The organism is Caulobacter sp. Root487D2Y (assembly GCF_001427165.1).
Classification (GTDB): Bacteria; Pseudomonadota; Alphaproteobacteria; order Caulobacterales; family Caulobacteraceae; genus Caulobacter.
On the sequence record NZ_LMFD01000011.1, the window covers coordinates 224,513 to 248,727 of the forward strand.

Consider the following 24,215-nt stretch of genomic DNA (forward strand, 5'->3'; position numbering starts at 1 on the left):
GGAGGAGTTAAAGCGCGCTCACCGCCGTGGCGTGCGCCCGCACCACCGCCAGGGTCGAGGCGTCGGCGTCGAACAGGCCGAACAGCCCCTGCTCCTCCTGCGGCGGATCGCCGACATAGGCGCGGTCGCCCATCTTGAACCAGGCGTCGGCGTGCTGGCCGCGGCCCTCGCCGTTCCAGGCCCAGAAGTTGGTCCCCGCCAGCGGCCCGCGGGCCTTCATGTCGGCCAGGACCAGGCCGTAGATCATGCGGTAGAAGCGGTCGCGGTCGGTGGTGGGACCGCCGGGCGCGAAGGCGCGGCCGTCGCGGACCAGGCCGAACTCCTCGATCACTAGCGGCTTGCCCAGGCGCTTGGCGATGGCGATGTGGCGGGTGACGTAGTCGCGGCACTTGGCCTCGCCGGCCGCATAGGTCGCCGGCTGGTTCTTGGGGTCGATCCAGCCCCAGTTGTTGGGCCAGACGTGCAGGGTCATGTAGTCGATGCTGGCCGGCCTGTGGGCCTCGACGACGCAGGACTCGCGCTCCAGGCAGCCCATGGCGCCCTCGCTGCCGGTGGTGACCAGATGGCGCGGATCCAGCGCCTTGATCAGCGCCGAGGTCTCGGCGATCCAGCGATAATAGGTCGGCAGGTTCGCAACGCCGAACGCCTCGCTGCCGCCCGGACGCGGCTCGTTGGCCAGCTGCCAGGCCATGATCGTCGGGTCGTCGCGATAGGGCTGGCCGGTGACGCTGCTGACCCGGCCGACCAGGGCGCGCAGATAGTGGCGGAACAGGTCCTGCGCCTTGGCGTCGCCGTAGAAGCGGGCGGAGTAGTCGGCGAATTCCGGCCAAGGATGGGCGGGGTCGCCCTGCTGGAACCATTCGCCGTTGCCGGTCCAGCGCAGATAGGCCGGCATGCCGCCCGACCAGTCCCAGAAGTTGTTGACGTAGATCACCGCCTTCATGTCGCGCTTGGCCATCTGCGCCAACACCACGTCCAGGCCCTTGAGCAGGTCCTGGTCGTAGTCCTCGCCGGGGCCGCGGAAGGTGGGGTCGATGGCCACCTTGGCCGGGGACTTCTCGCCCGCGCCCAGGATGCGCAGGTTGGTGACGCCCAGGGCCTTCAGCCGGTCCAGTTCGCGCTCCAGCCGCGCGGTGTCGCCCGACACCCCCGGTGAGCCCAGCCAGGCCCCGTACCAGAGGTTCGCGCCGACGAAGCGATAGGGCTTGCCGTCCAGGCTGAGGCGGCCGTCCTTGACGGTCACGAAGGCGGAAGAGGGCGTGATGTCGGCCTGGGCCTGGCCGGCGACCATGGCGGCGGCGCCCGCGACCAGCAGATGGCGTCTCGACAGCATGTTTGCCTCCCCGTGTTTTGACGCAGCCTAGCGGACGGCGAGGGCGCGGGGGAAGGGATTAAATAAATTTGTTTTCAGAATGGGACGCTCGGAAACAGGTTTCAGGGCTCGCGGCCGCAGGCCTCCGCCCGTGCGAGGAGAAAGGTCCGTTCCCGTCCGTTACGGGTGAGCTTGGCCGCCGCCTCGAATTGCGAGCGGGCCTCGGCCAGTCGGCCGGCCCGAAACAGGAAATCGCCCCTCGCCGCCGGCAGCGGCGCGTAGTTCGGCAAGGCGTCGCCGGCGATCTCGTCGACCAGCCGCAGGCCCGTCTCGGGTCCGAAGGCCATGCTGTGGGCGATCGCCCGATTGAGATCGACCACCGGCGAGGGCATCGCCGCGCGCAGCCGATCGTAGAGCGCGGCGATGCGGGGCCAGTCGGTGTCGGCCGCGCCGCGCGCCCGCGCATGGCAGGCCGCGAGCGCGGCTTGCAGGACGTAGGGACCATCGCCGCCGACCGCCTTGGCCAGGGCCTCGGCGCGGGCCAGGGCGTCAAGGCCTCTGCGGATCAGCAGCTGGTCCCAGCGGGCCCGGTTCTGCTCGGTCAGCGGCACGACGCCGCCGTCCGGCCCGGCGCGCGCCGCGATGCGCGACGCCTGGATCTCCATCAGGGCCAGCAGGCCCAGCACCTCGGCGTCCCGCGGCATCAGCCCCGCCAGGATGCGGCCCAGCCGCTGCGCCTCCAGGCACAGGCCGGGCCGGACCAGATCATCGCCCGCCGTGGCGGCGTAGCCTTCGTTGAAGATCAGATAGACGACCTCCAGCACGGAGGGCAGCCGCGCCGCCCGTTCGGCCCCGCGCGGCGCCTCGACGTTCAGTCCCGCCTTGGCGATCGTCTTCTTCGCGCGACCGATGCGCTGGGCGATCGTCGCCTCGTTCGACAGGAAGGCGCGGGCGATCTCGTCGGTCGTCAGGCCGCCTATGACCTTCAGGGTCAGCGACGCCCGGGCGTCGGGCGACAGGATGGGGTGGCAGGCCGTGAAGATCAGGCCCAGCAATTCGTCGCCGAGATCGTCGTCCATGGCCGCCTCGATCGACTCGACCGCGCCGTGGGACATCTCGTCCAGCGTCCGCGCGATCTCCTCGTGCTTGCGATCGCGCATCTTGTCGCGCCGGAGGGCGTCGATGGCGCGCCGCTTGGCGACGGCCATCAGCCAGGCGCCCGGATTGGCCGGAACGCCGGTCCTGGGCCATTCGGACAGGGCGACAACCAGCGCGTCCTGCGCCAGCTCCTCGGCGAGGCCGACATCCCGCACCATGCGGGCCAGGCCCGCGATCAGTCGGGCCCGTTCAATGCGAAAGGTCGCCTCGATCGCCCGATGCGTCTCGCCCGAAGTGTGCGTCTCGCCCGCGGTCATACGGCCTTTTCGACCAAGGCCGCGGAGGAGACAAGCCGCCGGCGTCAGGCGACGCCGAGCTTGCCGCGCGCGCCGTCACGGGGCGCGGCGAGCTCCTCGGGGGGCATGAACGCCGCCAGGTCCTCGGCCTCGTAGAACGGCCGGATCTCGACCTCGCTGCGGCCGGGCATGCAATTGGGGCTGCGCTTGGCCCAGGCCACGGCCTCGTCCATGTCCTTGACCTCCCAGATCGAGAAGCCGACGACCAGCTCGCGGCTCTCGGCGAACGGCCCGTCGGTGACCGTGCGGGCGGGACCGTCGAAAACGACGCGCTTGGCCTCGGCGCCGGCCTTGAGGCCGGCGGCGGCGATGAAGACGCCGGCCTGGACCAGCTCCTCGGTGAACCGGTCCATCGCCGCGAAGGCCTCCAGCTGCTCGGGCGTGGGCGCCGCGTCCATGTCCACGTTCTCGGCGGCCTTCACGAACACCATAACCCGCATGGTCCTGTCTCCTCGTTTTGAGCCGACCCCTATGGCGTCTCCGTCAGGACGACGAACGAGCTTGTCGGAAATCGACATGGCCCCGCGAGTTTGCCCGAGTTTACAGATTCAGCAGCGTGGGATCTCCGCCCTGGGCGGTGATGTTGATGCTCAGCGCCCGCTCCACCGCGTAGCGCAGCAGGGCGTGGGGGCCGCCGGCCTTGGGACCGGTGCCCGACAGGCCCTCGCCGCCGAACGGCTGGACGCCGACCACGGCGCCGGTCATCGAGCGATTGACGTAGCAGTTGCCGGCCGGGACCAGGCGCTGGACGTCGGCCGCGAAGCTCTCGATCCGCGAGTGGACGCCCAGGGTCAGGCCGTAGCGGCGGGCCGCCAGGGCGCCGGCCACCTGCTCGAGATCCTCGGGTTGGTAGCGCACCACGTGCAGCACCGGGCCGAACACCTCGCGCTCCAGGAAGTCGGCGGCGGGGATCTCGGCCAGGACCGGGGCGAAGAAGGTGCCGGTCTCCGGCGCGGGCAGGGTGTGGAGAACCTTGGCCTCGTGCTTGAGGCGCTTCAGGTGCTTGTCCAGCGCCGCCTTGGCGTCGGGGTCGATCACCGGGCCGACGTCGGTGACGGCCAGGGCCGGGTCGCCGATGACCAGGGCGTCCATCGCGCCCTTCAGGCCGTCGATGATGTGGTCGGCGGTGTCCTGCGGCAGGAACAGCAGGCGCAGGGCCGAGCAGCGCTGGCCGGTCGAGCCGAAGGCCGACAGGATCACGTCGTCGATCACCTGCTCGCGCTGCGCCGTCGTGTCGACGAACATGCCGTTCAGCCCGCCGGTCTCGGCGATGAACGGCACGATCGGACCCTGGCGCTGGGCGAGCGTCTGGTTGATCCGCCAGGCGGTGTCGGTGCCACCGGTGAAGGCCACGCCGTCCACGCCCTCATGGGCGGTCAGGGCCGCGCCGACCGTCTCGCCGCGACCCGGCAGCAGGGCCAGCAGGCGGTGGTCCAGGCCGGCGGCGTGATACAGCTTCACGGCCTCGAAGGCGATCAGCGGGGTCTGCTCGGCCGGCTTGGCCAGCACCGCGTTGCCGGCCGCCAGGGCGGCGGCGATCTGGCCGGTGAAGATGGCCAGCGGGAAGTTCCACGGGCTGATGCAGACAAAGACGCCGCGCCCGGCCAGGCGCAGGGTGTTGGTCTCGCCGACCGGTCCGGTCAGGACCTCGCCGGCCAGGCCGAACTGCTCTTCGGCGAGCTTGGCGTAGTAGCGGCAGAAGTCGACGGCCTCGCGCACCTCGGCGATGGCGTCGGGCAGGGTCTTGCCGGCTTCGCGCGAGAGCAGGGCGCACAGGCGCTCGAGATTGGCCTCCAGGGCGTCGCCCATGGCGCGGAGAACTTCAGCGCGTGCGGGGCCGCCGGCCCGGTCCCAGGCGGGCTGGGCGGCGCGGGCCAGGCGGAAGGCCTGATCGATCTGCGGCAGCTGGGCTTCGGACACCTCGCCGACCACGCGGTCGTGGTCGGTCGGACTCCGCACCGGCGTCGGCGGGGCGCCGGCCGTCAGCTTGCCGCCGATCAGCGGGCCGGCCGAGAGAGTCAGGCCGTCCAGCTCGACCACGTGGGCGGCCAGGCCGTCGCGGTCGGCCTTCACCGACAGGTCCAGGCCCGCGCTGTTCTGGCGGCGGGGGCCGTAGACATGGGTCGGGGTCGGGATCTTGGCGTGGCGGTCGGGATGGGCCTCGACGGCCGTGATCGGGTCGACCACCACCTTCTCGACCGGCACCCGCTCGTCGAGCAGGGCGTGGACGAACGAGGTGTTGGCGCCGTTCTCCAGCAGGCGGCGAACCAGATAGGGCAGCAGGTCCTCGTGGCCGCCCACCGGGGCGTAGGCCCGCAGTGTGACGCCGTCATAGAGGTCGTCGGCGGCCTTGTAGAGGGCCTCGCCCATGCCGTGCAGGCGCTGGTGCTCGATCTTGACGCCGGCGTTCTTGGCCATCCGGACCACGGCGGCCAGGGTGTGGGCGTTGTGGGTGGCGAACTGGGCGTAGAGGTGCGGGGCGGCCGCGATCAGGGCCTTGGCGCAGACCAAGTACGACAGGTCGGTGGCCGGCTTGGTGGTGTAGACCGGATAGTCCGGGCGGCCGGCGACCTGGGCGCGCTTGATCTCGCTGTCCCAGTAGGCGCCCTTCACCAGGCGGACCATCAGGCGGCGGCCGGTTTCCTGCGACAGGGCCGTCAGGCGGGCGATCACCTCGGGGCAGCGCTTCTGATAGGCCTGGACGGCCAGACCCAGGCCCCGCCACGCGCCCAGCTCGGGTTCGCGGCACAGCCGGTCCAGCAGCTTCAGCGACAGGGCCAGGCGGTCGGCTTCCTCGGCGTCGATGGTGAAGTTCAGGTCGTGCCTGGCGGCGATCAGGGCCAGGCGGAGGATGCGCGGATAGAGCTCGTCCCAGACGCGGGCCTCTTGCGTGGCCTCGTAGCGCGGGGTCAGGGCCGACAGCTTGACCGACACGCCGTGGCCCGCTTCGGGGCCGGCCCAAGAACCGTTGGCCCTCGACAGCTTGCCGACGGTTTCGATCGCGTCGGCATAGGCCTTTTCGTAGCGGGCGGCGTCGGCGGCGGTGCGGGCGCCTTCGCCCAGCATGTCGAAGCTGCAGATGTCGCCGTCGTTGGCGGCGCGCTTGATGGCCGCCTCGATGGTGCGGCCCAGCACGAACTGCTCGCCCATGATGCGGATGGCCTGGCCGACGGCGGCGCGGATCACCGGTTCGCCCAGGCGCCCGGCGACCTTCTTGATGAAGGCCGGCAGGTCCTTCTGCGCCTGATCGTCGGGCTCGACGATCTTGCCGGTCAGCATCAGGCCCCAGGTCGAGGCGTTGACGAACAGGCTGTCGCTGCCGCCCAGGTGGGACGCCCAGTCGGCCGAGCCGATCTTCTCGGCGATCAGCTTGTCGCGGGTGTCGTCGTCGGGGGTGCGCAGCAGGGCCTCGGCCAGGCACATCAGGGCCAGGCCCTCGCGGGTGCCCAGGCTGAACTCCTGCAGGAAGCTTTCGACCACGCCCTGCTTGCGGACGCTGCGGCGGGCGCCGCGGACCAGGGCCTCGGCCTCGGCGCGGACCGCGGCGCGGTCTTCGCTGCTCAGGGCCTGGGCGGCCAGCAGGTCGGCGATCACCGTCGCCTCGTCGCGATACTTGCCGTCGTCCAGGGAGTCCCAATCGGTCATGGTCGCCTCGCTATAGGTATATCGTCGCTATATCGCCGGCTTGTTCGAAGGTGCTTCGTTTGTTGAGTGCTCAGGCAGGATGATCTTCGGCGAAAGCGCCAGATTTCGTTGTTCGCTCCACGGCTGCGTCACCCTGTCGCGATGACATTCGGCCCAGTGGCGAAAACCTCGTCCTTCGACAGGCTCAGGATGAGGTTTTTCTACGGCTCGAGCAGGTAATCGGGCCTGTAAATGGTCCTCATCCTGAGCCTGTCGAAGGACGAGGGCCACGCACCGGGCGCCAACCTCAAATCAGAACAATGATGGGGAAGGGGAGAGGTGGGAAGGGACGCGATACGGGGGGAGGTCGCGCGTCCCTTCCGCTCTCACGCGGCGCCTACGGGGGAGAGGGCGCCGCGCCTGCGCTCCGCCGGGGGGATGGCGGAGGCTGGTCGAAGTCCGCCGGGGCGCCGAGGGGGGAGGTGGCGGCCGAGCTCGCTAGAACGATGGGGGGTATAATCCTGGTTCTTGTGAAGGTGCTTTGTTTGTTGGTACAAATTTCCGAATTATCTTCGGTGAAGCTTGGGAATCGCCATGTCCGCTCTGGATGAAACCGATCGCCGGCTTTTGCGGGTTCTGCAGGCCGATGGGCGCATCACCAACGCCGAGCTGGCCAAGCGCTGCAACCTGTCGCCGGCCGCCACTTTCGACCGCGTGCGGCGACTGCGCGAGCGGGGGTTCATCACCGGCTACGCGGCGCTGCTCGATCCGGCCAAGGTCGACCGCGCCCTGCTGATCTTCGTCGAGGTGGTGCTGGACCGCACGACCGGCGACGTGTTCGAGGAGTTCGGGGCGGCCGTGCGCCGCGCCCCCGAGATCCTGGAATGCCACATGGTGGCCGGCGGCTTCGACTATCTGATCAAGGCCCGGGTGCGCGACATGGAGGCCTATCGCAACTTCCTCGGCGACATCCTCGTCAAGATGCCGGGCGTGCGCGAGACGCGGACCTACGCGGTGCTGGAAGAGGTCAAGAGCACGGTGCAGCTGCCGTTGTAGCGCGGTGCGTCCTCCGAGGCCCGCTGCGCGGGCGCCTCAGGATGAGGAACTCACTTACCTCCATCCTGAGGTGCGAGCCGCAGGCGAGCCTCGAAGGACACACGGCTTAGCCGCCCTTCTCCCGCTTCCGATATTCCGCCACCTTGGCCTTGTTTCCGCAGGCGCTCATCGAGCACCAGCGGCGGTCGCCCTTGCGCGAGGTGTCGACGAACAGCACCGCGCAGGGCGGGCCCTCGCATTGGCGGATGCGGTCGCCGAAGTCGCCGCCCAGCAGCGACACGCCCTCGCGGGCCAGTTCCGCCAGCAGGCCCCGCACGTCGCCGGACAGGTGGGCGCGGCCGTCGGCGCCCAGCTGCAGCGGCGCGGCGGGCAGGGCGGCGTAGCCGTTGAGCAGGTCGCGGTCGGCGTCGGGCAGGGCGGCGCCCTCGGCCCGCGACAGGGCCAGGCGGTAGAGCGCCTCGCGCAGCGACCGGGCCTGGACCAGGTTGCCCTCGGTGGCGCCCGGCGCGGCCTGGGCCAGCGCCGCCGCCACCAGCCAGCGGTCGAGGTCGGCCGGCGTCGCCAGCAGGTCGCGCGGGGCCGAGCCCAGCCGCCCGACGACCGTCGCCGCCAGGTCCAGGGCCGGACTGCCGCCGCGAAACTTGAAACCGTCGCGGACCTCCGCCTTCGCCGTCATGCGTCCTCCAAACCTGATTGACAGGTTACAATGCTTCGTCGATGCTTAGCAAGCTAACCTGATAAATAGGTTACATGTAGGAGCGTGAGATGAGATTGACCCTGAAAGCCTGTCTAGGCGCGGGCCTGGCGCTGGCGAGCGCGCTGTCGGCGACCGTCGCGACGGCGGCCGAGCCCGCCCTGGCCGGGACCTGGACCCTGACGGCGGCCGACCGCCTCAAGCCGGACGGCGCGCGGGCCCGTGATTACGGCGAGCACCCCAAGGGGTGGCTGATCATCGACGCCCGGGGGCGCTACAGCTTGCAGATCTTCGACGGCGACCGCCCCCGCGTCGCCTCGGGCGACAAGCGCACCGCCACCCCGGAGGAGAACGCCGGCGCGGTGCTCGGATCGTCCACCCACTACGGAACCGTCGCCATCGATACGGCCGCCCATGTGCTGGTCTTCCGGATCGAGGGCGCGTCGTTCGCCAACTGGGAGGGGACCGAGCAGCGCCGCAAATACGTGCTGACCGCCAACAGCCTCAGCTATCAGGTGCCGACCCCGCGTCCCGACGGCTCGATCCCGATCTCGGAGTGGCGGCGCGAGCGTTAGGGCTTGGCTGCCGGCGCGATCCACGCCCGCTCGTTGGCCAGGTCCAGCGTCACGATCCAGGCCGACAGGGCCGGGACGCCGATATTGCCGTCCAGGATCATGTCGTCGACAAGGACCTTTCCGCTGATCTTCGGGCCGCCGACCAGGGTCATCTCCACGGTCTGGCCCTTCTGGACCGCCGGATCCAGGCCCAGCAGGTCGGCGACGTGCTTGCCGATCACCAGGGCGCCGGTGCTGCCGCAGTCCAGCTCCAGCCAGATCCGGCCCTTGGCGGTCGGGGCGGCCACGAACGGCGTCAGGGCCAGGCCCATGGCCTCGCGGCTGAAGCGGACGGGCACCTCGACGCCCTCCCGGGCCCGGGCCTTCAGGCTGTCGGGCGTTTCGACGATCAGCCGGCGGCCGGACAGGTCCAGGGTGACCGCGCGGCCGGCGAAGGCGTCCATCGCCACCGAGCCGTCCAGCGGCGGAGCGTCCTTGGGCAGCAGGGTCGAGAAGTCGATGACCCCGGCGGTCGGGGCCTTCAGCGGCACGCCCGCCGCTGTCAGGCCGACGTCGTCGCAGCGGGGCGCGTCCACCCGGTCGCCGCGCATCCGGAAGCCGGTGACCCGTCCCCAGGGCTTGCAGCCGATGGAGTCGGCGAACGGCTGCGAGATCACGGTGATGCCGCCGGCGGTGTCGAGCAGGAAGCGGCGCGGCTTGCCGTCGACCTCGGCCTGGAACGACCACAGCACGCCCAGATAGGGCTCCAGCGGGATGGTCACCGGCTGGGCCGGCGGCGCGGGGTCACGGCGAGGGCTGGCGCCGCCGCCAGGGCCAGGCCGATCGCGGCCCAACCGAACGCGGCCCAACCGAACGCGGCGAAGCCGCCCAAGGAACGCAAGATCGCCGGCATGTCGCCACCCCCTCTGATGTGGGCGCGCCGCCGCGCCTTCCGAGCTTTTGGTCGCTGTTCCGCGGGCCGCGGTAAAGTGAACTCGCGGTCATTCGCGGCGAACCGCGAGCGGCGCGCGACGAGCGGCCATCCCCAGGTTGGAAGGGGCGCGCGGGATTGGGGGAGCGCGCCCCTTCCGGCTTGGCGGCGTCGGGGGGCGACGCCGCTAGCACTCCCCCGCTGGGGACGGGGGATCTGGTGGGCTCAGCGAGCGGGGGGAGCCCCGCCGCCGAGCGCCTTGTAGAGCGTGGCCAGATTGGTCTCCCGCGCCAGGCGGGCGACGATCAGGGTCTTTTGCGACGTGTAGAGCGTGCGCTGGGCGTCCAGCACGGCCAGGGAGCTGTCGATCCCCGCGCCGTAGCGGGCCTGCGACAGGCGGACCGTGTCGTTGGCGGCGGCGACCAGCCGTTCCTGCGAGCCGACCCGTTCCTGGATCGTCGACTGCACGGCCAGGCCGTCGGAGACCTCGCGGAAGGCGCTCTGGACCGCCTTCTCGTAATTGGCCACGGCGATGTCGCGGCCGGTCTTGGCGCTGTCGAGATTGGCCAGGTTCGCCCCGCCGGCGAAGATCGGCAGGCTGATGCGCGGCGTGAAGGTCCAGGCGCCGTTGCCGCTGTCGAACAGGCTGCCCAGGCTGTTGCTGGCGACCCCGGTCTGGCCCGTCAGGCTGATGGTCGGGAAGAAGGCCGCGCGGGCCGCGCCGATATTGGCGTTGGCTCCGGCCAACTGGTGCTCGGCGGCCAGCACGTCGGGACGGCGCGTCAGCACGTCGGACGGCAGGCCCGCCGGCAGGTCGCGCAGGATCTGGGCGGTGACCAGGCCGCCGGCCGGCAGCAGGTCGGCTGGCACGTCGGCGCCGACCGCCAGGCGCAGGGCGTTCTTGTCCTGCTCGAGCAGGGCGATGGCGGTGGCCACGTCGCTGCGGGCGCTTTCGACCAGGGTCTGGGCCTGGCTGACCTCCAGCTGCGAGATGGCGCCCGCCTCGAAGCGCCGGCGCACCAGGTTCATGGTCTCCTGGCGGGTGCGCAGGGTCTCCTGCGACAGGGCCAGCAGGTCCTGGTCGGCGGCCAGGTTCAGCCAGGCGCCGGCGGTCTGGGCGATCAGGCTGATCTGCACCGAACGGCTGATCTCGTGGGTGGCCAGATAGTTCTGCAGGGCCGCGTCCTTGAGGCTGCGGATACGCCCGAACAGGTCGATCTCCCAGGCGGTGATCCCGACGCTGGCGGTGTAGAGCTCGACCGAGCGGTCGCCGCCCGCGATGACCTGGGCCGACGAGCTCTCGCCCCTCGTCCCGGCCGCCGCGGCGTCGATCCGCGGGGCGAGCGCCGCCCGCTGGATGCGGTACTGGGCGCGGGACTGCTCGATGTTGAGCATCGCCACGCGCAGGTCGCGGTTGTTGGTCAGCGCCAGGTCGATCACGCCCTGCAGGCGCGGATCGATGAAAACCTCGCGCCAGCCCAGGTCGGCGGCGGTGACCGTCGAGCCGGTGTTGCCAGCCGTGTTGTACTGCGCGATCGGCCAGGCGTTGGCCACCGGCAGGACCGGGCGCTCGGTCTTGGGCGCCAGGGTGCAGGCGCCCAGCGCCGAGGCCGCGAGCAGGGTGAGGGTCAGGTTACGCGCAAGCATCTCAGTGGCTCTCGGCCGGAGTCGTGACGACATCATCGTGTCGACGCGGCTTGGGTTTGAAGATCCGTTCGACGATCACGAAGAACAGCGGAACGAAGAAGATCGCCAGGATGGTCGCCGAGATCATGCCGCCGATCACGCCGGTGCCGATCGCGTGCTGGCTCCCGGATCCGGCCCCGTTGGAGATCGCCAGGGGCAGCACGCCGAACACGAAGGCCAGCGAGGTCATGATGATCGGGCGCAGACGGATGCGGACCGCTTCCACCGTCGCTTCGACCAGATCCAGGCCCTTCTCGTGCAGGTCCTTGGCGAACTCGACGATCAGGATGGCGTTCTTGGACGCCAGGCCCATGGTCGTCAGCAGACCCACCTGGAAGTAGATGTCGTTGGACAGGCCTCGCAGGAAGGTGGCCAGCAAGGCGCCGACGATGCCCAGCGGGATGACCATGATCACCGACAGCGGGATCGACCAGCTCTCGTAGAGGGCCGCCAGCAACAGGAACACCACCAGGATCGAGATGGCGTACAGGGCGGGCGCCTGGTTGCCGGATTCGCGCTCCTGGGCCGACAGGCCGGTCCATTCGAAGCCGATGCCCGGCGGCAGCTTGGCGGCGATCTTCTCCATGGCGGCCATGGCCTGGCCCGAGCTCTTGCCCGGCGCCGGGGCGCCCTGGATGTCCATCGACGACAGGCCGTTGTAGCGCTCCAGACGCGGCGAGCCGTAGATCCAGTGGCTGGTGGCGAACGAACTGAACGGCGCCATCGTGCCGCTGCTGGTGCGGACGTACCAGCTGTCCAGGTCTTCCGGACGCATGCGGTAGGGGGCGTCGGCCTGGACATAGACCTTCTTGATCCGGCCGCGATCGATGAAGTCGTTGACGTAGGCGCCGCCCCACGCGGCGCTGAGCGCGGCGTTGATGTCGGCCGTGGTCAGACCCATCGCCCCGGCCTTGGCCTGGTCGATCTCGATCTTCAGCTGCGGGGTGTCGTCCTGGCCGTTGGGACGCACGCCGGCCAGGGTCGGATCCTGGGCGGCCATGCCCAGCACCTGGTTGCGCGCCGCGGTCAGGGCGTCGTGGCCCACGCCGCCGGTGTCCTGCAGCTGGAAGTCGAAGCCCGAGGACGTGCCCAGTTCCGGCACGGCCGGCGGCACGACCGCGAAGACCATGGCGTCGCGGATCTGCATGAACTTGCCCATGGCCCGGCCGGCCACGGCCTTGGCCTTGAGGTTGGCGGCCTTGCGCTCGTCGAAGTCCTTGAGGCGGACGAAGGCCAGGCCGGCGTTCTGGCCGGCGCCGCTGAAGCTGAAGCCGGCGACGGTGAAGACCGACTTCACCGCGTCCTTCTCGTCGACCAGGAAGTGCGAGCGGACCTGGTCGAGCACGGCCTGGGTGCGGTGTTCCGGCGCGCCGGGCGGCAGCTGGACGAGGGTGATCATGATCCCCTGGTCCTCTTCCGGCAGGAAGGCGCTGGGCAGGCGGATGAACAGGAATCCCATCACCAGGATGATCACGCCGTAGGCCACCATCCAGCGGCCGCTCTTGCCCAGCAGGCCGCGGACGGTCCCCTGGTACCGTTGGCTGACGTCGGTGAAGTTGCGGTTGAACCAGTTGAAGAAGCGGTTGGCGAGGTTCGCCACCGCGCCCAGCGGGCCCTGGTGATCAGTCCTGCGGAGGTGGCCCTGGCCATGAGCGGCCGGCTTTAACAGCGTGGCGCACAGGGCCGGCGTCAGGATCAGGGCGACCATCACCGACAAGGCCATGGCCGAAACGATGGTGATCGAGAACTGGCGGTAGATCACGCCCTGCGAGCCGCCGAAGAAGGCCATCGGCACGAACACCGCGGCCAGGACCAGGGCGATGCCGATCAGGGCGCCGGTGATCTCGTTCATCGACTTGCGGGTGGCCTCGAGCGGCGACAAGCCTTCCTCGCTCATCACCCGTTCGACGTTCTCGACCACGACGATGGCGTCGTCGACCAGCAGGCCGATGGCCAGCACCAGGCCGAACATGGTCAGGGTGTTGATCGAATAGCCGAAGGCCGCCAGCACCCCGAAGGTGCCCAGAAGGACGACCGGCACGGCGATGGTCGGGATCAGGGTCGCGCGCCAGTTCTGCAGGAACAGGAACATCACGACGAAGACCAGGACGATGGCCTCGATCAGCGTCTTGACCACTTCCTCGATCGACAGCTTCACGAACGGCGTGGAGTCGTAGGGGATGACGTACTTGAAGCTGGCCGGGAAGTTCTTCTCAAGCACGGCCATCCGCGCCTTGATGGCGTCGGCGGTGTCCAGGGCGTTGGCGCCGGGGGCCAGCCGGATGGCCAGGCCCGCGGCCGGCTTGCCGTTGAACTTGGCGCCGAAGCCGTAGCTGTCCGCGCCCAGCTCCACGCGCGCGACGTCGCGCAGGTGCACGATGGCTCCGCCGGGGCTGTTCTTGACGATGATCTCCTGGAACTGGGCCGGGGTGGTCAGACGCGACTGGGCGGTGATCGTGGCGTTGAGGCCGATGCCGGGCAGGTTGGGCACGCCGCCCAGCTGGCCGGCCGAGACCTGGGCGTTCTGCGACCGGATGGCGGCGATCACGTCGGCGGGAGTCAGGCTGTAGCTGGCCAGCTTGGTCGGGTTCAGCCAGATGCGCATGGCGTATTGCGCGCCGAACAGCTGGACCTCGCCGACGCCGTCGACGCGGCTCAGGGGGTCCTGCAGGTTGCTGGCGATGTAGTCGGCCAGGTCGGTGTTGGTGGTCGTCGGATCATCCGAATACATGCCGACGATCAGCAGGAAGTTGCGGGCCGACTTGGCGACCGTCAGGCCCTGCTGCTGGACTTCCTGCGGCAGCAGCGCGGTGGCCGTCTGCAGCTTGTTCTGCACCTGCACCTGGGCGATGTCGATGTTGGTGCCGGCCTTGAAGGTCAGGGTGGTGGTGGCCGAACCCGAGCTGTCGCTGGTCGACGACATGTAGTTCAGGCCGTCCAGGCCCTTCATCTTCTGTTCGATGACCTGGGTGACGCTGTCCTCGACGGTCTTGGCCGAGGCGCCGGGATAGTTGGCGTTGATCGAGACCTGGGGCAGGGCGATGTTGGGATACTGGGCGATCGGCAGGGTGCGGATGGCCAGGACCCCGGCCAGCATGACGACGATCGCGACGACCCACGCGAAAATCGGCCGGTCGATGAAGAAGCGGGAAAGCATGACGGGCCAGCCTTACTGAGCAGCGGTGGCGGTGATGACGGCCGGCTTCACCGGAGCGCCGGGGCGGACCTTCAACAGGCCCTCGACGATGACCTGGTCGCCGGGCTTCAGGCCCGAGGTCACCAGCCATTTGTCGCCCACCGTCTGGGTGGTGACGATCACGCGGGGCTCGGCCGCGCCCTTGGCGCCGACCACCATCACGGTGGCGTTGCCCTTGGGATCGCGGCTGACGGCCGCCTGCGGGATCAGCATGCCGCCGTTGGCGACGCCCTTGCCGAGCACGGCGCGGACGTACATGCCGGGCAGCAGCACGCCGTTGGGGTTGTCGAAGGTGGCGCGCAAGCCGACCGAACCGGTGGTCGGATCGACGGTGACGTCCGAGAACTCCAGGCGGCCCGAGATCGGATAGGTCGAGCCGTCCTCCAGCTTCAAAGTCACCTGGGCCGAGCCGGAGCGGCCCAGCTGGCCGCTGTTCAGCGCCGACTGCAGCTTGAGCATGTCGGACGAGGACTGGGTCAGGTCGACATAGATCCTGGACAGGTCCTGGACCGTGGCCAGGGCGTTGGCCTGGCTGGCGGTGACCAGGGCGCCCGGGGTGACCGAGCTCTTGCCGATGCGGCCCGAGATCGGCGAGACGACCTTGGTCCAGCCCAGGTTGATGCGGGCGCTGTCCAGGGCGGCCTTCTGGGCGGCGACATTGGCGACGGCCTGCAGGGCGGCGGCTCGGGCGTCGTCGTTGTCCTGCTTGGAGACGGCGTTGATCTCGACCAGGCCCTTGTAGCGCTCGGCCTTCAGCTGGGCGGCCGTGGCGGTGGCCTGGGCCTGGGCCAGTCCGGCCGCGGCGCTGTTGTAGGCGGCCTGATAGGTGGCGGGATCGATCTGGTACAGCGGCTGGCCGGCGCGGACATAGCCGCCTTCCTGGAACAGGCGGGCCTTGATGATGCCGCCGACCTGCGGGCGCACTTCCGAGACCAGATAGGCCGAGGTGCGGCCGGTCAGTTCGGTGGTCAGGGTGACCGGCTCGGTCCTGGCGACGATGACTCCGACCGGAGTCGGACCGCCGGGGCCCATGCCGCCGGCGCCGCCCTTGCCTTGGCCGCAGGCTCCCAGGGTCAGAGCGATGGCCGCCAGGGAGGCCGCCGACAGGACGGCGCGAGAACGGTCGAAAAACATACGGAAACCCCAGGAGCGACAGGGCGTCGCAGGCCTTCAGCCTTGACGACGCCCTGTTGGTGACCAACATGAGAATGAACGTTCATTCTCAACGGGGCTGGACATAGGTCCGAGGTTGTCGCAAGTCAACCTCGGGGGTTCCGTCCAGCTTGACGTGACGGAAATTTAATTGGGAAGCGAAGCTTTCGATGAGCGATGAGGCCAACACGGCGTGCCGGCCGACGCCCGAGGCGCGGCGGCAGCAGATCCTGGACGCCGCGTGCGACTGCGTGCGGCAGGCGGGGTTCCACGGGGCCAGCATGGCCGAGATCGCCAAGGCTGCGGGCCTGAGCGTGGGCCAGATCTACCGCTACTTCGAGAACAAGGAGGCGATCATCGCCGCCATCGTCGCCCAGGACCTGGCCGAGATGCGCGAGAAGTTCGCCGAGATGGAAAGCCGGCCGGGCGACCTGCTGGACGCCATGACCGACCACCTGCCCGAGGCCGTCGACAAGTGCTTCGACCTGGGCCGCGCGTCCCTGACACTGGAGGTCCTGGCCGAGGCCAGCCGCAATCCCAAGGTCGCCGCGATCCTGCAGGCCGCCGACGCGCAGGAGCGGGTCTACGCCCAGGCCATGCTCAACCGCAGCCGCAAGCCCGAGTGGAGCGACGCCGAATTCCAGGCCCGCTGCGAGGTCGTGGGGCTGCTGTTCGACGGCATGATCATCCGGGCGGTCAATCACCCCGACACCGATCGCGAGCCCCTGGCCCGCGTGCTGATCGCGACGATCCGGCAACTGCTGAGCTGAGGTCGCGAGACTGCTCAAGAACCGTCTCCAAGGGGCGGGCCAGGGGGCGTGACTGGGCCGAGGTAGCGCGGTGGACAGCATCACCGCGCCTTCCGTAACGTCAAGTCGAGACGAGAAAATGGCCGGCCCGATGTCGGAACCTGGCGCCGTCCTGCGTCCTTCGTGGGATCGCACGCCTCGGATTTAACCGGGAACGGCGCGGACGGCCGCTGGAGGCCGCCGACACAGCAGGGAAGACGCCATGACCTATTCGACCGTTCCTCCGCACGCCCTTCGCACGGCTTCCTGGCTGGCGGCGTCCGCCGTCCTGGCCCTGGCGGCCTGCTCGCCGCCGGCCGTCAAGAAGGCCGAGGCCCCCGCCGCCGCGCCCTCGGCCGCCGCGCCGGGAGCCGCGGCCGACAAGTTCGTGATGCCGCAGGTCCCGGCCGGCGACTACAAGCTGGACCCGTACCACGCCAACCTCGAGTTCAGGGTCAACCACCTGGGCTTCTCGCACTACACCGCGCGGTTCGCCGACTTCGACGCCAAGCTGCACTTCGATCCGGCCAATCCCTCGGCCTCGACCGTCGAGGCGACCGTCGATCCCAGGTCGCTGACCTTGAACAGGCCGCCGGCCGGCTTCAAGGACGAGCTGACCGGCAAGGTCTGGCTGGACGCGGGCCAGTATCCGACCATCACCTTCCGCTCGACCAAGGTCGAGGTCACCGGCCCCAACACCGCCAACATCACCGGCGACTTCACCCTGCACGGCGTGACCAAGCCGGTGGTGCTGGAGACGACGTTCAACGGCGGCTATGCCGGCCACCCGATGGACCCGCACGCTCGCATCGGCTTCTCGGCCCACGGCGCGTTCAAGCGTTCGGAGTTCGGCATCGGCGCCGGCGTTCCGGCGCCCGGCTCGACCATGGGCGTCGGCGACCAGGTGGACGTCCAGATCGACGCCGAGTTCAGCGGTCCGGCCCTGCCGAAGACGGCTCCGGCGGCGCAGTAGCGGAACGCCCCCTCCGTCCGCTTCGCGGCCACTTCCCCCGTTTCATGGGGGAGGAGAAGGGACGCCGCTTCCTCCTCACCCGCGCAGCGGGGGAGGTGGCGCGCGGCGAATACGCGGCGTGACGGAGGGGGCGTCCTACGGGACCAAATTCCGGGCCAAGGCCGGAACCGCCTTCATCAGTTCCTCGGCGACGATCTCCGAGCACGCCGCCGCGCCCGTCGAGCCCAGGTGGGTGTAGTCGAACTTCGACGGCGGCGTGGCGGGCGGCTGGCCCGGCGGGTCCATCGGCACGGCCGCGGCCCCCGGGATCGGCGGTTCATAGAACTTCACACCCACCGTCGTGCCGCCGGCGAGGGCCTGGGCCAGCGCCGGCGAGGGCGGCCCCTCGGCCCAATCGGCGGCCTTCAGCGGACCCATCGTCTGGACGGCCGCGGCGCTGCGGGCGTTCAGATCGACCAGCGGCGTCCCGGTCTCGGCGGCGACGGCGCGGACAGCTTCCGCCCACGGGATCAGGTCGTCGATCAACTCGCCGTCCTTGAATTGGCGGCGCGACAGCGGCGTGACCAGCACCGGATGGGCGCCGGCCGCGCGGGCCTCCTCGACATAGCGTTTCAGATTGGCCGGGAACTGCGTCTTCAGGTCGGTCAGCCGTTCGGCCCGGCCATAGGCGTCGTTGTGGCCGAACTGGATCAGCACATAGGTGTCGGCGAACGGGCCGCCCTTCATCTCGCCCAGGGCCAGGGTCCAGGAGCCTTCGCCGCGATAGGTCTTGGTGCTGCGCCCGCCGCGCCCCAGGTTCACGCAGGCCACGTTCGAGGTCACCCGCACGCCGCAGAACGCCCCGCCCCAGCCGCTGTTCACGGCGGCGGTGGAGTCGCCGACCAGCACGATCTTGGTCGCCTTGAACGGCGGCGGATCGGCGGGCGCCTGGGCGAGGGCCGGTGTCGCGAACAGCAGAGCGGCGGCGAGGAGCGGCGTCCTCATCACGCCAGCGCCCGGTACTTGAACCCCTTGAACCGCGCCGAGCCCTTGCCCGCCGCGTAGAGGCCCGGCTTCAGCATCAGGAAGCCGCCGCGCACATTGTGGTGGTAGCCCGAGACTTCCATGCCGCGGTCGAACCGCTTCCAGGTCGCCCCGCCGTCGCCGCTGGTGTGGAAGGCCACGATGTGGCGGTCGTTGCGCAGCCGCATCAGCATCTTCGCGCCATGCGGATTGGGCGGCCGCCCGCGCTCGATGCCGTACTGGTGGGTGACGAAGTTCTTCTCGTCGAAGCCCAGGCCGCAATAGAGCTGGCGGTCGTAGAACAGGATCAGGCCGGCGCGGGTGTCGGGATCGATCTCGATCTCGCACTCGATCTCGTAGGCCTGGTCGCCGTTGACGAAGATCAGCGGCGCGCCGGTCGAGGGGGCCTCGCCGGCGCCCTTCAGGGTCAGGACGCCGCCCTCGCGCTTGATCCGGTCGCGCTCGCCCGGCTTGGGGTCGAAGAAGCTCCACTGCACGCCCAGCTTGTCGGTCGTGAAGTCGTCCGACAGCGCCATGCCGTGCGGCACGGCCTTGCCGCCCTTGGGTTTGGCGAGCGGCTTCGAGAGATCGCCGCCGCCGACCTTGAACCAGCCGTCCTGGGTCCAGGTGACCGGGGCCAGCAGGGTCTGGCGACCCAGGGTGTAGAAGCCGTTTTCGTAGCCGTGATAGACGGTCCACCAGTCGCCGGTCGGGCCCTCGACCAGGGTGGCGTGGCCGCGCGACCACCATTTCTCGCTGTTGTTGGTCGTGCGCACGACCGGATTCCTGGGATCGTCCTCCCAAGGACCGGCCAGCGACTTGGCGCGGGCGACGATGACCATGTGGCCGGTCGGCGGGCCGGCCGTGCCGCCCACGGCGGTGACCAGATAGTAGTACTCGCCGCGCTTCATCACCTTGGGGCCCTCGGGCGAGAAGCCCTCGACGTCCCAGTCGTCCGGATAGCGCCACGGATTGTAGACGTGCTCGGGCTGGCCGACCGTCGACAGGCCGTCGGGGGCCAGCTGGATGCGGTCGCCGCCCGACAGGAACAGCCAGCGCACGCCCTTCTCGTCGACCACGTGGCCGGGGTCGATATAGCGGGGCAGCTTCAGGTCGACCGGCTCGCTCCACGGCCCTTCGATCTTGTCGGCCCAGATCACGTAGCTGGTGTTGTTGTCCGGGAACTTGGCCGGCAGGTAGATATAGTAGCGGCCCTTGTGCTTGCAGAGCTCGGGGGCCCAGATCGAGCCGACGTTGGTCTTCAGGGCCGGGCCGACCGGCGTCCAGTTCACCAGGTCGCGGCTGCGCCAGATCAGCAGGCCCGGATAGGCGTCGAACGACGAGTGGGTCATGTAGTAGTCGTCGCCGTCCTTGAGGATCGACGGGTCGGGATGGTCGCCGGCCAGGATGGGATTGAGGAAGGTTCCGTCGCCCAGGTCGGCCTTGCGCTGGCCTTCGATCCCCTTGGCCCAAGTCGGCCCGGCGCCGGCGGCCGGCGCGCTGGGCAGCGCCCCCATTTGGGCGGCTTGCGAAGCGGCGGGAACAGCGGCGACGGCGGCTCCGGTCAGCAGGGAGCCCAGGGCGCCGCGACGGCTGACATCGACCATGAAAAACTCCTCCCGACCCTAAGCGTCGTACGCTTGTTGCCGGCCACTTAGCGGCAAGGATGCGGCCTTGTCCACCGGTGTCATTCGCGGTTTTCGGGGCCGGAGGCCGGTCTGAAACTGGCGCCGAAAGCGACGTCCGGCAAAGGCAAAACCGCACAAGAAAACGCCCGGGAGGCGGAACCTCCCGGGCGTTCTCATAGTCGCTCGTCCCTCTCCGCGAGGGGGAGGAAAAGAAGCTCGTTAGCCCTGCATGTCTTCCAGCTCCTGGCCGCGGGTCTCGCGGACCATCTTCTGGACGAAGAAGAACGAGACCAAGGCGCTGGCCGCGTAGAAGCCGTAGGTGGCCGGCAGGCCCAGGCCCGCGGCCATGGCCGGGAAGCTGACCGAGATGCCGAAGTTGGCGATCCACTGGGCGAAGCCGGCGACGGCCAGGCCCGAACCGCGGATCTGGTTGGGGAACATCTCGCCCAGCATGACCCACATCACCGGGCCCCAGCTGAGGTTGAAGAACACCACATAGGCGTTGGCCGCGATCAGGGCGATCAGGCCGAAATTGCCCGGCAGATGCAGGGCGCCGTCGATCATCGAACCGCGGAAGAAGCAGTAGCCCACGGTGCCCAGGGTGATGGCCATGCCGGCCGAACCGATCAGCAGCAGCGGCTTGCGGCCCAGCTTGTCGATCAGGGCGATGGCCAGCAGGCAGGCCAGGATCGAGAGCGACCCCGACAGGATGTTGATCTTCAGGGAGTCGTCCTCCGAGAAGCCCACCGACTGCCACAGCACCGAGCCGTAGTAGAAGACGATGTTGATGCCGACCAGCTGCTGGAAGACGGCCAAGCCGATGCCGGTCCAGACGATCGGACGCAGCTTCTTGGTGATCGGGTCGATCAGGTCGCTCATCTTGGGCTTGTGGTGGTCGGCGGCCAGCGAAGCGCGGATCTCGGCCACCTTCTTGGCGCCTTCACCCTCGCCGAACAGGCGCGAGAGCACCTTTTCGGCGTCGGCGTCCTTGCCCTTGGCCACCAGGTAGCGCGGGCTTTCCGGGATCGACAGCAGGCTGAAGAAGAAGACCGCCGCGGGAATGGTCTGCATCCAGAACATCCAGCGCCAGGCCGGGAAGCCCAGCCAGAAGATGGCGGTCGAGCTGCCGGCGGTGTGGGCCAGGATGTAGTTGGCCACGAACGCGCCGGTCAGGCCGGTGATGATCATGATCTGCTGCACGGACGACAGGCGGCCGCGGATGTTCGCGGGCGTGACTTCCGAGATGTAGACCGGGCACAGCACGCTGGCCGCGCCCACGCCCAGGCCGCCCAGCAGGCGGAAGGCGATGAACACCAGCGAGGTGTCCGAGGCGCCGGTGCCGATGGCGCTGACCAGGAACAGCAGGGCGGCGATGATCATCACCGTGCGGCGACCCCAGACGTCGGCCAGGCGGCCGGCGGCGAAGGCGCCGACGGCGCAGCCGATCAGGATGGCGCCGACGTTCAGGCCGGTGCCCAGCTTGCTCAGGCTGAAAGCCTTCTCCAGGCCCTCCTGGGTGCCGTTGATGACCCCGCTGTCATAGCCGAACATGAAGCCGCCGATGGTGGCGACGGCCACGATGGCGGCGATGAAGGCCATGTTGACCTTGGCGCCGTCGGCGCTCATCCCCGGACTCGGTCCGGCGTTTGCTACAGATGCCACTGTCTGTCTTCCCCATGAGGCCCGAAGGCCGCGTTTGATCCCTAACGAGCCCCTGAAGCGGGGCTTTGGTTGGCCTGACCTTAGTGTTACCGGTATCAGCGCGCAAGCGGCGGTTCGAGACCCCCGCCCGCCTCCCCGATCGGCCGACGCGAGGGGATCATGTCAACGCTGTCATGACGCCGCAACCGTCGATCCGCGAAACATTGCCGAAAAGACATTTGCCTCGGCTCGCGACTTGGCCTCTTTCGCGCCTCTAAGTCATGGGCAAGCTTCACCTTGCCGCACAAGTATCCGTCGGGGGACGTCCTTGCGTTTCAAAGTTCTGTTGGTCGCCGCCACGGCGCTTCTCTCGTCGAACATTGTTCAGGCCCAGACGAAGCCCGCGCCGGCGACCCAGCTGGCCAAGCCCGCCAAGCCGGCCGTCGCCCCCACCGCCGTCGAGGGCGTGACGGTGACCAGCGACTCCACGGCCATGCGCACCTCGATCGACCGCCGCAGCTACAGCGTCGCCAACGACCTGTCGGCCAAGACCGGCTCGATCGCCGACGCCCTGCGCAACATCCCCTCCGTCGAGGTCGACGTGCAGGGCAATGTCAGCCTGCGCGGCGATCCAAACGTCACGATCATGATCGACGGCAAGCCGTCCAGCATGTTCAACGGCGACGGCAAGGCCGACGCCCTGCAGCAGATGCCGGCCGACCAGATCGACCGCGTCGAGGTGATGACCAACCCCTCCGCCGCCTACCGTCCCGACGGCACGGCCGGGATCATCAATCTGATCACCAAGAGGACCCACAAGCCGGGGGCGACCGGTTCGGTCAAGCTGAACGTCGGCCCCGACAGCCGCTACAACACCGGCGTCACCGGCAACCTGGTCAGGGGCAAGCTGACCCTGTCGGGCGACGCCGGCTACCGCTACGACCGCCAGAAGTTCTGGACGACCGACGAGCGCGAGACCCTGCCCGTCGTCGGCGCGCCGGCCCACACCCTGCAGGAAGGGGCGTTCACCAACGCCGGCGCCGCGGTGAACCTGCGCGGCGGCCTCGACTACAACCTGACCCCGAAGGACCGGCTCAGCGCCGAGGTCCGCTTCCGGGGCATGGACTACGACACCGACGGCGAGGAGCGCTTCACCGACCTCGGCGCCACGCCGGCCGGGCCCGTCTATCTGCGCGCCTCCAGCGCCACTATGAGCCGCGACAACGGCGCGGTCAGCGGCGACTGGCGCCACCAGTTCAAGGGCTCCGAGCACGAACTGGACGCTCACCTGGAATACGAGGTCACCGACTTCGCGCGCGACGGCAAGGCCTTCATCGACAACACCTCCGGGGCGGACGTCCACGAGTCGTTCGGCTTCGGCTCCGACCAGGACCGCCTGAACTTCAAGCTCGACTACACCCGCCCGATGCCGGACGAGGCCAAGCTGAAGACCGGGCTGGATTTCGAGGTCGTCGACAACGACTACGACAACCACGGCTCGACCGGCCCGACGGCCGCCGACCAGACCGTCGATCCGCGTCGGACCAACCGCTTCCTCTACAGCCAGGACGTCTATGCCGGCTACGCCACCTACGAGCGGCCGTTCGGCGACTTCACGGTGCTGGGCGGCCTGCGCGCCGAGCAGGTCGAGATCCGCACCAACCAGGTGACGACCGGCCAGAAGGACGACAACGCCTATTTCCACGTCTATCCGTCGCTGCACATGGGCTACACCCTGAGCCAGACCCAGACGCTGACCGCCAACTACAGCAAGCGGGTCCAGCGCCCGCAGGCCCAGGACCTCAATCCCTATCCGATCTACCAGGACCCGAAGAACTACCGGGCCGGCAATCCCGACCTGAAGCCCCAGGTCACCGACTCCTATGAGCTGGGCTGGCAGTACCGGAAGGGACCGGCGTCATACCTGGCCACGGCCTATTATCGTGAAAGCCACGACGGCGTGGTCGACGTGGTGCGAAATCTGGGCGACGGCGTCTTCCTGACCACCCGCGAGAACCTGGCCAAGAGCCGCAACGGCGGGCTGGAGCTGGTGGCCAACGGCAAGCTGACGCCCAAGCTCAGCTACAATGTCAGCGGCAACGCCTTCTGGAACGAGATCCAGTCGACAACCCTGGGCGCGGCGGGCACGCGTTCGGGCACGACCTTGACGGGGCGCGGGAGCCTCAGCTGGCAGGCCACGCCCAAGGACTTCTTCCAGCTGAACGGCTTCACCTCGGGCAAGCGCCTGGCGCCGCAGGGCTATCGCGAGCCGATCTCGCTGCTGAACCTGGGCTATCGCCGCAAGGTCAACGACAAGCTGAACTTCGTGGTCACGGCCAACGACGTGCTGAACTCGTTCCAGGACGACATGGTTCTGGACACGCCGACCCTGCAACAGCGCGTCGAGCGCCGGGCCAAGGTGCGGGCGGTGTTCTTCGGCTTCACCTACGCGCTCGGCGGCGGCAAGGCGCGGCCGGAACAGTTCGACTTCGGCTCGGGCGCCGTCGGCGGCTAGCGGCGGACG

The 24,215-nt window shown here is 69.3% G+C and carries 18 protein-coding genes and 1 pseudogene; 5 read left to right on the forward strand and 14 right to left on the reverse strand.

The genetic code is table 11. From position 1 onward, the window contains the following. Nucleotides 1-7: 7 nt before the first annotated feature. The 4 genes from ASD38_RS17040 to putA all read right to left on the reverse strand — a co-directional run bounded on the left by ASD38_RS17040 (nt 8) and on the right by putA (nt 6,411). Entirely contained in the window at nt 8-1,333 is a 1,326-nt protein-coding gene (locus tag ASD38_RS17040; protein WP_056439487.1) for a glycoside hydrolase 5 family protein, read from the reverse strand. Nucleotides 1,334-1,434: 101 nt separating this feature from the next. Continuing rightward, on the reverse strand, nt 1,435-2,727 hold the full coding sequence (locus ASD38_RS17045) for an RNA polymerase sigma factor (RefSeq protein WP_056461800.1): 1,293 nt from the start codon (nt 2,725-2,727) through the stop codon (nt 1,435-1,437). Between the two features lie 44 nt (nt 2,728-2,771). Beyond that, nucleotides 2,772-3,206, reverse strand: a complete 435-nt coding sequence (locus tag ASD38_RS17050) for a YciI family protein (protein ID WP_056439495.1) — start codon at nt 3,204-3,206, stop codon at nt 2,772-2,774. Between the two features lie 100 nt (nt 3,207-3,306). Next, on the reverse strand, nt 3,307-6,411 hold the full coding sequence (putA, locus tag ASD38_RS17055) for a bifunctional proline dehydrogenase/L-glutamate gamma-semialdehyde dehydrogenase PutA (protein ID WP_056461802.1): 3,105 nt from the start codon (nt 6,409-6,411) through the stop codon (nt 3,307-3,309). A gap of 567 nt (nt 6,412-6,978) precedes the next feature. Between putA and ASD38_RS17060 the strand changes: the two genes are divergently transcribed. After that, the gene (locus tag ASD38_RS17060) at nt 6,979-7,446 is read left to right on the forward strand and encodes an Lrp/AsnC ligand binding domain-containing protein (protein WP_082554687.1); all 468 of its coding nucleotides are present in this window, start codon (nt 6,979-6,981) and stop codon (nt 7,444-7,446) included. Nucleotides 7,447-7,552: 106 nt separating this feature from the next. On the opposite strand, the gene ASD38_RS17065 is transcribed toward ASD38_RS17060, so the two are convergent. Next, nucleotides 7,553-8,122: a CGNR zinc finger domain-containing protein gene (locus ASD38_RS17065; protein WP_056461805.1), complete on the reverse strand. Its 570-nt coding sequence runs from the start codon at nt 8,120-8,122 to the stop codon at nt 7,553-7,555. A gap of 89 nt (nt 8,123-8,211) precedes the next feature. On the opposite strand from ASD38_RS17065, the gene ASD38_RS17070 reads away from it, so the two are divergent. Then, nucleotides 8,212-8,715, forward strand: a complete 504-nt coding sequence (locus ASD38_RS17070; protein WP_056461809.1) for a lipocalin-like domain-containing protein — start codon at nt 8,212-8,214, stop codon at nt 8,713-8,715. Here ASD38_RS17070 and ASD38_RS17075 read toward each other — a convergent pair. From ASD38_RS17075 to ASD38_RS17090, 5 genes are all read right to left on the reverse strand, one after another. Further along, entirely contained in the window at nt 8,712-9,476 is a 765-nt protein-coding gene (locus ASD38_RS17075; protein WP_056461811.1) for an aspartyl protease family protein, read from the reverse strand. The two genes, ASD38_RS17070 and ASD38_RS17075, sit on opposite strands and share 4 nt — an antisense overlap. Continuing rightward, complete coding sequence (locus ASD38_RS24935; RefSeq protein ID WP_268761007.1) at nt 9,473-9,607, reverse strand: hypothetical protein; 135 nt, start codon at nt 9,605-9,607, stop codon at nt 9,473-9,475. The genes ASD38_RS17075 and ASD38_RS24935 overlap by 4 nt, the downstream gene beginning before the upstream one ends. A 243-nt stretch (nt 9,608-9,850) precedes the next feature. Continuing rightward, nucleotides 9,851-11,272 (reverse strand): efflux transporter outer membrane subunit, encoded by a 1,422-nt coding sequence (locus tag ASD38_RS17080; protein WP_056461814.1) that lies wholly within the window; start codon nt 11,270-11,272, stop codon nt 9,851-9,853. Nucleotide 11,273: 1 nt separating this feature from the next. Next, nucleotides 11,274-14,468, reverse strand: coding sequence for an efflux RND transporter permease subunit (locus ASD38_RS17085; RefSeq protein ID WP_056461817.1), 3,195 nt, complete (start codon nt 14,466-14,468; stop codon nt 11,274-11,276). 12 nt (nt 14,469-14,480) lie between these two features. After that, nucleotides 14,481-15,641 (reverse strand): efflux RND transporter periplasmic adaptor subunit, encoded by a 1,161-nt coding sequence (locus ASD38_RS17090; protein ID WP_056439518.1) that lies wholly within the window; start codon nt 15,639-15,641, stop codon nt 14,481-14,483. Between the two features lie 188 nt (nt 15,642-15,829). On the opposite strand from ASD38_RS17090, the gene ASD38_RS17095 reads away from it, so the two are divergent. Together ASD38_RS17095 and ASD38_RS17100 are read left to right on the forward strand one after the other, a co-directional pair. Next, nucleotides 15,830-16,429: a TetR/AcrR family transcriptional regulator gene (locus ASD38_RS17095; protein ID WP_056439519.1), complete on the forward strand. Its 600-nt coding sequence runs from the start codon at nt 15,830-15,832 to the stop codon at nt 16,427-16,429. Between the two features lie 241 nt (nt 16,430-16,670). After that, nucleotides 16,671-17,420, forward strand: a complete 750-nt coding sequence (locus ASD38_RS17100) for a YceI family protein (RefSeq protein ID WP_056461822.1) — start codon at nt 16,671-16,673, stop codon at nt 17,418-17,420. A 71-nt stretch (nt 17,421-17,491) separates the two neighbouring features. Here ASD38_RS17100 and ASD38_RS24680 read toward each other — a convergent pair. The 4 genes and pseudogenes from ASD38_RS24680 to ASD38_RS17115 form a co-directional block, all read right to left on the reverse strand. Next, nucleotides 17,492-17,554: pseudogene (locus ASD38_RS24680) on the reverse strand (hypothetical protein); the annotation flags it as partial. A 1-nt stretch (nt 17,555) separates the two neighbouring features. Further along, a complete protein-coding gene (locus ASD38_RS17105) occupies nt 17,556-18,404 on the reverse strand; it encodes a rhamnogalacturonan acetylesterase (RefSeq protein WP_056461825.1) in 849 nt (282 codons plus the stop codon). After that, the gene (locus tag ASD38_RS17110) at nt 18,404-20,029 is read right to left on the reverse strand and encodes a family 43 glycosylhydrolase (RefSeq protein ID WP_056461827.1); all 1,626 of its coding nucleotides are present in this window, start codon (nt 20,027-20,029) and stop codon (nt 18,404-18,406) included. Before ASD38_RS17110 ends, ASD38_RS17105 begins: the two co-directional genes overlap by 1 nt. 240 nt (nt 20,030-20,269) lie before the next feature. Next, complete coding sequence (locus tag ASD38_RS17115; RefSeq protein ID WP_056461832.1) at nt 20,270-21,712, reverse strand: sugar porter family MFS transporter; 1,443 nt, start codon at nt 21,710-21,712, stop codon at nt 20,270-20,272. A 307-nt stretch (nt 21,713-22,019) separates the two neighbouring features. Here ASD38_RS17115 and ASD38_RS17120 point away from each other — a divergent pair, with 307 nt between their 5' ends. After that, nucleotides 22,020-24,206: a TonB-dependent receptor domain-containing protein gene (locus ASD38_RS17120; RefSeq protein WP_056461835.1), complete on the forward strand. Its 2,187-nt coding sequence runs from the start codon at nt 22,020-22,022 to the stop codon at nt 24,204-24,206. Nucleotides 24,207-24,215: the final 9 nt, after the last annotated feature.

What these genes read in the sequence shown, in the direction of transcription:
- ASD38_RS17105 (WP_056461825.1), bottom strand. Translation starts at nt 18,404, where the DNA reads ATGAGGACGCCGCTCCTCGCCGCCGCTCTGCTGTTCGCGACACCGGCC.
- ASD38_RS17110 (WP_056461827.1), bottom strand. Translation starts at nt 20,029, where the DNA reads ATGGTCGATGTCAGCCGTCGCGGCGCCCTGGGCTCCCTGCTGACCGGA.
- ASD38_RS17050 (WP_056439495.1), bottom strand. Translation starts at nt 3,206, where the DNA reads ATGCGGGTTATGGTGTTCGTGAAGGCCGCCGAGAACGTGGACATGGAC.
- ASD38_RS17095 (WP_056439519.1), top strand. Translation starts at nt 15,830, where the DNA reads ATGAGCGATGAGGCCAACACGGCGTGCCGGCCGACGCCCGAGGCGCGG.
- ASD38_RS17090 (WP_056439518.1), bottom strand. Translation starts at nt 15,641, where the DNA reads ATGTTTTTCGACCGTTCTCGCGCCGTCCTGTCGGCGGCCTCCCTGGCG.
- ASD38_RS17065 (WP_056461805.1), bottom strand. Translation starts at nt 8,122, where the DNA reads ATGACGGCGAAGGCGGAGGTCCGCGACGGTTTCAAGTTTCGCGGCGGC.
- ASD38_RS24935 (WP_268761007.1), bottom strand. Translation starts at nt 9,607, where the DNA reads ATGCCGGCGATCTTGCGTTCCTTGGGCGGCTTCGCCGCGTTCGGTTGG.
- ASD38_RS17070 (WP_056461809.1), top strand. Translation starts at nt 8,212, where the DNA reads ATGAGATTGACCCTGAAAGCCTGTCTAGGCGCGGGCCTGGCGCTGGCG.
- ASD38_RS17085 (WP_056461817.1), bottom strand. Translation starts at nt 14,468, where the DNA reads ATGCTTTCCCGCTTCTTCATCGACCGGCCGATTTTCGCGTGGGTCGTC.
- ASD38_RS17100 (WP_056461822.1), top strand. Translation starts at nt 16,671, where the DNA reads ATGACCTATTCGACCGTTCCTCCGCACGCCCTTCGCACGGCTTCCTGG.
- ASD38_RS17080 (WP_056461814.1), bottom strand. Translation starts at nt 11,272, where the DNA reads ATGCTTGCGCGTAACCTGACCCTCACCCTGCTCGCGGCCTCGGCGCTG.
- ASD38_RS17040 (WP_056439487.1), bottom strand. Translation starts at nt 1,333, where the DNA reads ATGCTGTCGAGACGCCATCTGCTGGTCGCGGGCGCCGCCGCCATGGTC.
- ASD38_RS17045 (WP_056461800.1), bottom strand. Translation starts at nt 2,727, where the DNA reads ATGACCGCGGGCGAGACGCACACTTCGGGCGAGACGCATCGGGCGATC.
- putA (WP_056461802.1), bottom strand. Translation starts at nt 6,411, where the DNA reads ATGACCGATTGGGACTCCCTGGACGACGGCAAGTATCGCGACGAGGCG.